This window comes from Desulfuromonadales bacterium, from assembly GCA_035620395.1.
GTDB lineage: Bacteria > Desulfobacterota > Desulfuromonadia > Desulfuromonadales > DASPGW01 > DASPGW01.
On record DASPGW010000295.1, the window covers coordinates 1 to 9,371 of the forward strand.

The following is a 9,371-nucleotide window of genomic DNA, read 5'->3' on the forward strand; positions in this document are numbered from 1 at the left end:
GCTTCGCCTGCAAGGCCAGGGAGGTGTCGCCGATCTCATCGAGAAAAATGGTGCCGCCGTGCGCCAGCTCGAAGCGCCCCGGCTTCTCCTTGAAGGCGCCGGTGAAGGCCCCCTTCTCGTGCCCGAACAGCTCGCTCTCCAACAGGCTTTCGGCCAGCGATGCGCAGTTGACCCTGACGAAGGGGCCGCCCTTGCGCGGGCTGCGGTAGTGGATGGCCCGGGCCATCAGCTCCTTGCCGGTGCCGCTCTCCCCCTCGACCAGGACGGTCGCCTCGGTGGCGGCGACGGTCCGGATGCGGTCGTAGATCTCGACCATCGCCTTGCTCTTGCCGACGAAGTCGGAAAACGAGTATTCGCCGAGCAGCTTGGCCTTGAGCGACTCCACCTCGCTGCGGTCGCGGATGACGGCGATGCAGCCGCACACCTCGCCGTCGGCGTCCCGCAGCAGGTCGGAAGAGAGGAAGGCGGGGATGCGCCGGTCGTCCCTGCCGACCAGGGTGGCAGTGCAGTTCTGGACGGGCTGCCGGTTTCTGAGGGTCCACTTCAGGGGGCAGTCGGTCTCGCAGACGCTGGAGCGCAGCACCTCGCTGCATTTCTTGCCGAGCACCTCCTCCTCGCGGTAGCCGGTCATCTTCTCGGCGCTGCGCGAAAAGCCGGTGAGGCGCATGTCGAGGTCGACGGTGTAGATGCCGTCGGCAATCGAGTTGATCACGGTCCGCGAGCGTTCCGTCTCGATCGCCAGCAACGCCTGCTGCTTCTGCAGCCGGTCGGCGAGGTCCTTCATCATCGAGGCGTCCTGGAAGCACTCCATGACGGCGACGATTTCACCCTCCTCGCTGCGCAACGGGGTGAGGTTCAGACAGAGAGAAGCGCTCTTGCGCCCCTGGGCGCAGTCGAAGCCGAGGGTCTTGCGCCCCTCGCCGCTGTCGAGGACTTCGCGGAATGGACACTGCTCGGCGCAGAGGGAAAAGCCGGTGACGTCCCAGCAGTGCTTCCCCTTTGCCTCGTCTTCCCGGACGCCCAGAAACTCCTGGGCGTGGCGGTTGAGGGCGAGGATGCGCCGCTCCCGGTCGAGCAGGAGCATCCCTTGGGCGATCTGGTCGAACAGCCAGCGGTCGGGCAGCGGATTTTCACTCATGGCAGGGCTCCGTCACGATCATTCAACAAATCCAATATATAATAAATGCAATATGTGTGCAAGAAGTTTTATGTGCGATAATTAATTTTATAATCCAGCTGTTTCAGAGAGTTACGTCGCAGAGGGGAAGTTTTGCCCCTGGGCGTGAAACATCCTGTCCAGGCAAATGGCGGCGTTTTGCGCTGCAGTGCAGCGTTTTGCTCCATCGGCAGGACGGTCGCGACTTGCTTTTCGTTGATTTTCGCGGGGAGTAAAATAGTTGCATGGTTGAGGAGACAGAGAGGGGAGGGCTCATGCTGAAATAACCGCCGGAATTTGAAGCGGAAGGAAAAACTATCAGCAAGAAACTTGACAACCATCCGCTTATGCGGATATGTTTTCAACATGAAAAAGATCGCTCATCTCTTCAAGGCTCTCTCCGACGAAACGCGTCTGCGCATCCTCTCGCTGCTCGGGGCGGGCGAACTCTGCGTCTGCGACCTGATGGAAATCCTCGCCCTGCCCCAGTCGACGGTCTCCCGCCACCTCGCCTATCTTCGCAATGCCGACCTGGTCGAAGACCGCCGGCAGGGAGTCTGGATGTACTACCGGCTGGCGGGTGAGGAAAGCACCCTGCACCGCGATCTGCTGGCACTGCTCCAGGTGCGGCTGGCGGCCATTCCGCAGGCCGCAACGGATCAGGCCGCCCTGCGCAATCATCTGGCGAAAAAGGATCGAGCCGCCTGCGTCTGAGCCGCTTTTTTTGAGCGCCATATCCGCCCATGCGGATACTATAAAGCGAAAAGAGGGAAGCGCCCATGAAGAAAAAAGTTCTGTTCCTCTGCACCCACAACTCCTGCCGCTCGCAGATGGCCGAAGGGTTGGTCAACTTTGATCTCGGCGACCGTATCGAGGCCTTTTCCGCCGGCACCGAAGCGACTCGGGTGAATCCGCTGGCGGCCAAGGTGATGGCGGAAATCGGCATCGACCTGTCCGGCCACCGCTCCAAGACCCTGGACGAATTCGCCGGCGAGCCGTTCGATTACGTCATCACTCTGTGCGGCGACGCCAACGAGAAGTGCCCGCTCTTTTTCGGCGGCGTCAAGCGGATGCATATCGGTTTCGAGGATCCGTCGCGCCGGCCCGGCAGCGAGGAGGAGGTCTTCCCCGAGTACCGGCGGGTGCGGGACGAGATCCGGCAGAGGATGCGGGAATTCTTCGCGAAGGAATTGGCTTCGTAGGGGTACGGCGTGCCGTGCCCGGGCGCAGCAAGCAGCGCCCCTACCGACCCATTATCAAATTGTAGGGGCAACCCTTGTGGTTGCCCGATCCAACGGCGGGCAGGCACAAGGCCTGCCCCTACAAGGAAATTCATCATGTCCTCTGGTATCTCAAAAAAACTCTCCTTTCTCGACCGCTACCTTACCTTTTGGATCTTCGCCGCCATGGCGGTGGGGGTCGGCGCCGGTTGGCTGGTTCCCGGTGTCAAAGACTTCGTCAACCTCTTTACCGTCGGCACGACCAATATTCCCATCGCCGCCGGCCTGATCCTGATGATGTACCCGCCCTTTGCCAAGGTCCGCTACGAGGAGATGCCCGACGTCTTTCGCAACAAGAAAATCCTCGGCCTCTCCCTGGTACAGAACTGGGTCATCGGCCCGATCCTCATGTTCATCCTCGCCGTCGTCTTTCTCCAGGGCTACCCCGAGTACATGGTGGGCCTGATCATGATCGGCCTGGCGCGCTGCATCGCCATGGTCATCGTCTGGAACGAGTTGGCCAAGGGGAATACGGAGTACGCCGCCGGCCTGGTTGCTTTCAACAGTATCTTCCAGGTCCTCTTTTTCAGCGTCTACGCCTGGTTCTTCATCAGCGTGCTGCCGCCGTTCTTCGGCCTGGAAGGGGCGGTGGTCGACATCACCATCGGCGAGATCGCCGAAAGCGTCTTCATCTACCTCGGCATCCCCTTCATCGCCGGAGCGCTGACCCGGCTGATCGGCGTCAAGGTCATGGGGCGCGAGCGCTACCACGCTGTGGTGGTGCCCAAGATCAGCCCGATCACCCTGATCGCCCTGCTCTTCACCATCGTCGTCATGTTCAGCCTGAAGGGGGACCTCATCGTGCAGATTCCCATGGACGTGGTGCGCATCGCCATCCCGCTGCTGATCTACTTCGTGGTGATGTTCCTGGTCTCCTTCTACATGGGGAAAAAGGTCGGCGCCGACTACAGCAAGACGACGACCCTCGCCTTCACCGCCGCCAGCAACAACTTCGAACTGGCCATCGCCGTCGCCATTGCCGTCTTCGGCATCAACTCGGGGGCGGCGTTTGCCGCCGTCATCGGGCCTCTGGTCGAAGTGCCGGTGATGATCGGCCTGGTCAATGTGGCCTTCTGGTTCCAGCGGCGCTATTTCGTCGGCCAGCCGCAACCCGCCTCGCTGCGCTGAAAGGGAGATTGCTGCCATGTTCGAGAAAGTGCTCATCGCCACCGACCTTTCCCCCGCCTCCGACTGCCTGCTGCAATGTGCGGGCGAGCTGCAGGCCACCGGCCTGAAGCAGGCGGTGCTGGCCCACGTCATCTACGTCGCCAACACGCCGGGGCTGGAGGATGCCATGGAGGCCGGGGCCTCGGCGCCCCTGATGCGCCAGAAAGCGAGCCTCGAAGGCCTGGGGATCGCTGTCAAGACGGAAATGCACCTGGGCATTCCGGGCCGCACCCTGAGCGAACTGGCCGAGCGGCACGACGTGGACGCCATTCTCATCGGCTCGCGGGGCCGCGGCATCCTGCAGCGGGCTGTGCTGGGCAGCGTTGCTTTCAAACTGCTGCAGACGGCGCGAAAGCCGGTGCTGCTGGCCCGCGTACAGCTTCTCGGCGAAGGTGCAAACTGCCGCTTCGCGGTCTGCCAGAGGCTCTTCGCGCACCTTCTGTTCCCGACCGATTTCTCCGAGACGGCCGAACATGCCTTCTGGCACCTGGAGCAGATGGCCGCCGACCTCAAGGGAGCGGTGACCCTGCTGCACGTGCAGGATCGGGTTTACCGGGAGATCCACCTTTCCGGGCAGCAGGCCGAAGAGCAGAAAAGAATCGATCAGGAGCGCCTGGAGGGGCTCCGGCAAAGGCTGGCCAGCCGGGGGGTGCGGGTTGAGACTGAGCTGGTCGAGGGGGTGCCCCGCGAGGAAATCCTGCAGCGGGCCGCCGGCGGCACCTATTCGCTGATCGCCATGGGCACCCAGGGCAAAGGGCTGTTCCGCGAGGCGCTGCTCGGCAGCCTGGCGCACGAGGTCGCCTGCGCGGCCGAGCTGCCGGTGCTCTTCTTTCCCTGCCGGTCCTGAGAAGGGTGCCAAGCTCTTTCCATCTTGATGACGTGTAACGGAAAGAAAAGTGAAATGACCGATTCCCCTGAACCGAAACCGGAAAAAACCCCGCAGGAAATCCTCCGTGGCGTCATTGAACTGTGCGCCGACTGCGATACCTGCCGGTTCCTCATGGACGAGGATTGCGCCTTCTTCCCCGAGCTCTATCGGCTGTGGGATCAGGAAAAGGAGACCGGGGTGCCTGTTCCCGAAGCGCAGCTGCGCCGCCTCACCGAACTCTGCACCCTCTGCGGACTCTGTCCCTGCCCCAGGGTCCCGGTCGACGTGATGGAGGCCAAGCGCCGCTATATCGACAGGGAAGGCCTGTCCACCACGACCCGGCTGCTCACCGACGTCCCGCGCCTGGCCCGCCTCTGCGGCACTTTTCCCCGCCTGGTGGGCGCCCTGCAGGCGAGTCGGGCTGTCGGCCCCCTGCTGCGCAAGGCCGCCGGCCTGCATCCGGAGCGCCAACTCCCGGCCTTTCCGGCAGAGAGTTTCTTCCGATGGGCCGAGAAAAAAGGTTTGGCCGCCCGCCGAGAGGGCGACTGCAACGTGGCCTATTTTGCCGGCTGCACGGCCGGCTACCTTTTTCCCCAGATCGGCCGGGCGGTGGTGGAGGTTCTGGAGCGCAACGGCGTGACGGTCCAGGTTCCGCCGCAGCAGTGCTGCGGCATGCCGCAGTTGGTGGAAGGCGACCGTCAGGGCGCCCTGCAGCGAGCCCGCGCCAACATGGCGACGCTGCTCGATTCGGTTCGGGCCGGAGATGACCTGGTCAGCTCCTGTCCCACCTGCGGCTTCTTTATGAAGACGCTTCTCAAGGAGCGGGCCTATTATTCCGCGGCTTATCAGGAATCGGTAAATGCCGGCGCGGATGAGCTGAAGGTGCCGGACCCGAACCAGGGCGGTAATAAGCACAGGGTCCTCAAAAAACTGGTGTTCGGGAATATCCTCAAGGATGACGGCTATTTCTCCTCTCTCGACCCCATGGCCCGCATCGGCATCGCCGAGCATCTCTTCGACGCCGGGGAGTACCTGGCCCGCCTGCATGCCGAGGGGCGCCTCGATACCCGCTTCAATGCCCTGCCCGGACGCATGGCCTACTTTGCCCCCTGCCATCAGCGGGAGCAGAAGATGGGTCGCCCCTACCTGGAACTGCTGGCGTTGATTCCCGGCCTGAATGTCGAATTGATAGGCGACACGGAGTGCTGCGGCATGGGCGGCAATTTCGGCTTCAAGGCCGATTTCCACGAGCAATCCCTTGCCGTCGGCCGGCCCCTGCTGGAAAAGATCCGGAAACAGGACCCCGCGGCGATCATCACCGACTGCATGAGCTGCCGGCTGCAGTTCCGCCACGCCTTGCCCTATCCGGTCTTCCATCCGCTGGAAATCCTGGCCCGGGCCTATCAGGGAGGGGCGGCCGAGACTGGCCAGAACTGAGCGGACAAGAGCGGCGGCTGGGCAATGCTCCTCCGTCGCCTGCGGCCTGGAGGCGAGAGCGGAGAGTGGGAGCCGGCCAAGTGTGGCCGGCTCTTTTGTCTTTTGTCTGAATTATGCAAAACGCTGCATTGATTCAGACCCGCCTTCCGACTATAATTTCCCACGTTATGCAGAATCAGCACATCGAAACGGCATCATCATCGATCTGTACCGATGTCACCGGCGTCATCCTGGCCGGCGGGCGGAGCTCGCGCATGGGCCGGGACAAGGCGGCGCTGGAGTTCGGGGGAGTCACTTTCTTCGAGCGAATCCTCTCCGTCTTCCGGTCGCTCTTCCCGCACGTCCTCATTGCCGGCGACCGGCCTGATCTGGCGGCGCCGGACCTGCCCTGTATTCCCGACCGCTACCCCGGCAGCGCACTGGGCGGGCTCTATACCGGCCTGCTGGCGGCCGAGACCCCTTATATATTCGTCGCCGCCTGCGATATGCCCTGTCCCGACCCGAAGCTGGTCCGCGCCATCGTGGCCAGGCGCTGTGGTTATGACATCGTGGTCCCCAGAACGCCCGCCGGGCTGGAGCCGCTCTTCGCCCTTTACGGCAAGTCTTGTCTGGAGCCGATGCGGGCCTTGCTGGCAGCGAAGAACTATCGGATATACGATTTCTATCCCGAGGTCCGGGTGCTCTACCTCGAACCGGACGAACTTCCCACCGGCTGGGAGCGGGCACTGATCAACGTCAACACCCCCGAAGAACTGCAGCGATGCAAGGAGGAACTGAACATGAAACCAGCCGTCGTATCGGTGGTCGCCAAGAGCGGCACCGGCAAGACCACCCTTCTGGAAAAATTGATCGCCGAGCTGAAGCGGCGCGGCTGGCGGGTCGGCGCCATCAAGCACGACGCCCACAGCTTCGATATCGACCGCGAAGGCAAGGACTCCTGGCGACTCACCCAGGCCGGGGCCGATACCATGCTGATCACCTCGCCGGCGAAAATCGCCATGGTGAAGAAGCACGGCGACAGCCAGGAGCCGCCCCTGGCGGAGACGATCGCGCGTTATTGCGGCGACCTCGATATCGTGCTGACCGAGGGCTTCAAGAAAAGCAGCATGCCCAAGATCGAGGTGCACCGCGCCGAGCGCAGCGCCACGCTGCTCTGCCGCGGCGAGGAGCACGATCCCACGCTGGTCGCCGTCGCCTCGGATGAGCGGCTGGAGCTGGACGTGCCGGTCTACGACATCAACGATGCTGCGGGGCTCTGTGATTTTATCGAGGGGCGCTTCCTGCGGTGAAAAGGCTCGAAGTGCGCTCCAAGGTCTGGCTGGAGGTGGAGGGTGAGCCGCTGCTCGGCGAGGGGCGCGAGCGGCTGCTGCGGCTCATCGAACAGGAGGGCTCGATCAGCGCCGCGGCGCGGGCGATGGCGATTCCCTACCGCAAGGCCTGGAGCTACCTCGAGAACATGGAGAAGAAACTCGGATGCGCGTTGGTCGAGCGGCATAAAGGGGGCGCCCGCGGCGGCCGGACGACGCTTACCGCCGAGGCCCGCTCGTTGCTGGCGCGTTTCGATGAACTGAAAAACGGTGTGCAGGCATTCGTCGACGGTCGCTTCGACGAAGTTTTCGGTGACAAGATGGGAGGCCGACAATGACAGGCTGCAGCGGGCAATCACTCCGACGGAGTCGCCCTTTATGTTGAGTTACCAGGAAGCGGTCGAAGTAGTGCTGCAGACCGTGCAGCCGTTGCCGCCGGTGAAGATGGCGCTCCCCGAAGCCCTTGGCCGTGTTCTGGCCGAGCCGGCGGTCGCCCGCTGGGACCTGCCGCCAGCCGACAACTCGGCGATGGACGGCTACGCCTTCGCCTGGAACAGGCAGGGGGAGGGGAGCGAACTGGAGGTGGTCGGTTTTGTTCCGGCCGGCAGTTATCTCGAGGAGCCGGTCCCGCCCGGTCGGGCGGTGAGGATCATGACTGGGGCGCCTCTGCCGGCCGGCTGCGATACCGTGGTACCGGTGGAGGAGGTGGCCGAAGAGGCTGCCCGCATCCGAATTATCCGTCCTCCCCGGGCGGGCCAGCATGTGCGCCGCCGGGGCGAAGAGTTGGGGCGAGGCGAGGCCCTCCTGGACACCGGCATGCCCCTGCACGCCGGGGAGATGGGTCTGCTGGCGGCAGCCGGCATCGAGCAGGTCAAGATCTATCCGGCGCCGCGGGTGGCGCTGCTTTCCACCGGCGATGAACTGGTCGAGTTGGGCGAGGTGCCCGGTCCCGGGCAGATCGTCAACTCAAACTTTCACCTGCTTGCCGCCCGGCTGAAGGAGGAGGGGAGTTCCGTTATTCCCCTGGGGGTGGCACGGGACAACGAATATGACCTGGCGGAGCGGGTCGGCCGGGGCCTGCAGGCCGACATGCTGATCAGTACCGGCGGGGTCTCCGTCGGTGACCGCGATTACGTGCAGGAGACGCTGCGGGCGTTCGGTTTTCAGCTCGGCTTCTGGCAGGTCAGCATCAAGCCGGGCAAGCCGGTGCTGTTCGGCACCGTCAAGGGGAGGCCGGTCTTCGGCCTGCCGGGCAATCCGGCGGCCGCCGCCGCAACCTTCGAGCTTTTTGTCCGGCCCGCCCTGCGCCGGCTGGCCGGATTTTCAGGGCTGCTTCAGCCACGCCTGCGGGCGACCCTGACGGCCGGGATCGACGGCGGCGAAAAACGCCAGCGTTTCATCTGGGGCAGCCTGCTGGAACGGGAAGGGCGCTTCGAGTTTACCCCCTCCTCCCGCCAGGGCTCGGGACAGAACCGCAGCCTGCAGGGGGTCCAGGCCCTGCTGCCGGTGGCGGGCGGCCATTCGGGACTGGCGGCCGGCGCGGAGGTCGAGATCATGCTGGTCCGGCTGCCGCCGGGGCATGCCTGAGAACCCGGTCAAGGTATACGTTGAGCTTTCCTTTCAAGCGGTGTAGTATTATACGCCTCAACTCTCAAGCAGGAGAAAACAGACATGTTTGGACTCGGCACCCAGGAACTGATCATCATCCTCGTTCTTGTGCTCATCATTTTCGGCGCCGGCAAGCTGCCCCAGGTTGGCGGCGCGATCGGCAAGGGTCTGCGTAACTTCAAGGAAGGGATGAAGGAGGGCGAGGGGGACGCGGATGCGGAAAAGAAGAAGCTGGAAGAAAAGAAGGACGAATAGCCCCTTCTCTTTTTCGGACAATCTTTCGTAGCGCCTTGGAGAATAAAAGAAGCCCGCTTCCTGCAACATCAGGAGGCGGGCTTCTGTGTGTGACAAAAGAAAAAGCCTACTGGCGCGGGGTGATGGTGATTGCAACCCGGCGGTTGGTCTGTCGGCCGGACTCGGTATTGTTGTCGGCGATCGGTCTGCTCTCGCCGTAGCCGACGGCGGACATCCGGGCCGGATTGACCCCCTGGCCGGCCAGGGCGTTCTTGACCGACATGGCCCGCTGCTCCGAGAGCTGCTGGTTGTAG

11 protein-coding genes are annotated in these 9,371 nt (G+C 63.4%); 9 read left to right on the forward strand and 2 right to left on the reverse strand.

The annotated features are described in order from the left end of the window. The coding region (locus tag VD811_15980) for a sigma 54-interacting transcriptional regulator (GenBank protein HXV22483.1) at positions 1 to 1,138 on the reverse strand (1,138 nt) is incomplete at its 3' end. Positions 1,139 to 1,522: 384 nt separating this feature from the next. Here VD811_15980 and VD811_15985 point away from each other — a divergent pair. The 9 genes from VD811_15985 (at position 1,523) to tatA (ending at position 9,078) form a co-directional block, all read left to right on the forward strand. Continuing rightward, positions 1,523 to 1,870, forward strand: coding sequence for a metalloregulator ArsR/SmtB family transcription factor (locus tag VD811_15985; protein ID HXV22484.1), 348 nt, complete (start codon positions 1,523 to 1,525; stop codon positions 1,868 to 1,870). Positions 1,871 to 1,935: 65 nt separating this feature from the next. Beyond that, positions 1,936 to 2,358: an arsenate reductase ArsC gene (locus tag VD811_15990; GenBank protein HXV22485.1), complete on the forward strand. Its 423-nt coding sequence runs from the start codon at positions 1,936 to 1,938 to the stop codon at positions 2,356 to 2,358. A gap of 135 nt (positions 2,359 to 2,493) precedes the next feature. After that, positions 2,494 to 3,564 carry an ACR3 family arsenite efflux transporter gene (gene arsB / locus VD811_15995; GenBank protein ID HXV22486.1) on the forward strand — a complete coding sequence of 357 codons (1,071 nt, stop codon included), beginning with the start codon at positions 2,494 to 2,496 and terminating at the stop codon, positions 3,562 to 3,564. Positions 3,565 to 3,580: 16 nt separating this feature from the next. After that, positions 3,581 to 4,450, forward strand: coding sequence for a universal stress protein (locus VD811_16000; GenBank protein HXV22487.1), 870 nt, complete (start codon positions 3,581 to 3,583; stop codon positions 4,448 to 4,450). A 54-nt stretch (positions 4,451 to 4,504) separates the two neighbouring features. After that, the gene (locus tag VD811_16005; GenBank protein HXV22488.1) at positions 4,505 to 5,908 is read left to right on the forward strand and encodes a heterodisulfide reductase-related iron-sulfur binding cluster; all 1,404 of its coding nucleotides are present in this window, start codon (positions 4,505 to 4,507) and stop codon (positions 5,906 to 5,908) included. Between the two features lie 167 nt (positions 5,909 to 6,075). Further along, positions 6,076 to 7,197, forward strand: a complete 1,122-nt coding sequence (gene mobAB, locus VD811_16010) for a bifunctional molybdenum cofactor guanylyltransferase MobA/molybdopterin-guanine dinucleotide biosynthesis adaptor protein MobB (protein ID HXV22489.1) — start codon at positions 6,076 to 6,078, stop codon at positions 7,195 to 7,197. Continuing rightward, positions 7,194 to 7,553, forward strand: coding sequence for a LysR family transcriptional regulator (locus tag VD811_16015; GenBank protein ID HXV22490.1), 360 nt, complete (start codon positions 7,194 to 7,196; stop codon positions 7,551 to 7,553). Before mobAB ends, VD811_16015 begins: the two co-directional genes overlap by 4 nt. Positions 7,554 to 7,593: 40 nt before the next feature. Then, positions 7,594 to 8,802: a gephyrin-like molybdotransferase Glp gene (gene glp / locus VD811_16020; protein ID HXV22491.1), complete on the forward strand. Its 1,209-nt coding sequence runs from the start codon at positions 7,594 to 7,596 to the stop codon at positions 8,800 to 8,802. Between the two features lie 84 nt (positions 8,803 to 8,886). Beyond that, positions 8,887 to 9,078: a twin-arginine translocase TatA/TatE family subunit gene (gene tatA, locus VD811_16025; GenBank protein ID HXV22492.1), complete on the forward strand. Its 192-nt coding sequence runs from the start codon at positions 8,887 to 8,889 to the stop codon at positions 9,076 to 9,078. A 106-nt stretch (positions 9,079 to 9,184) separates the two neighbouring features. On the opposite strand, the gene VD811_16030 is transcribed toward tatA, so the two are convergent. Further along, positions 9,185 to 9,371 (reverse strand): OmpA family protein (locus VD811_16030; GenBank protein HXV22493.1); only part of this gene is annotated, 187 nt, incomplete at its 5' end.

Coding starts and splice junctions, on each gene's coding strand:
- VD811_15985 (HXV22484.1), top strand. CDS start 1,523: ATGAAAAAGATCGCTCATCTCTTCAAGGCTCTCTCCGACGAAACGCGT.
- VD811_15990 (HXV22485.1), top strand. CDS start 1,936: ATGAAGAAAAAAGTTCTGTTCCTCTGCACCCACAACTCCTGCCGCTCG.
- arsB (HXV22486.1), top strand. CDS start 2,494: ATGTCCTCTGGTATCTCAAAAAAACTCTCCTTTCTCGACCGCTACCTT.
- VD811_16000 (HXV22487.1), top strand. CDS start 3,581: ATGTTCGAGAAAGTGCTCATCGCCACCGACCTTTCCCCCGCCTCCGAC.
- VD811_16005 (HXV22488.1), top strand. CDS start 4,505: ATGACCGATTCCCCTGAACCGAAACCGGAAAAAACCCCGCAGGAAATC.
- mobAB (HXV22489.1), top strand. CDS start 6,076: ATGCAGAATCAGCACATCGAAACGGCATCATCATCGATCTGTACCGAT.
- glp (HXV22491.1), top strand. CDS start 7,594: ATGTTGAGTTACCAGGAAGCGGTCGAAGTAGTGCTGCAGACCGTGCAG.
- tatA (HXV22492.1), top strand. CDS start 8,887: ATGTTTGGACTCGGCACCCAGGAACTGATCATCATCCTCGTTCTTGTG.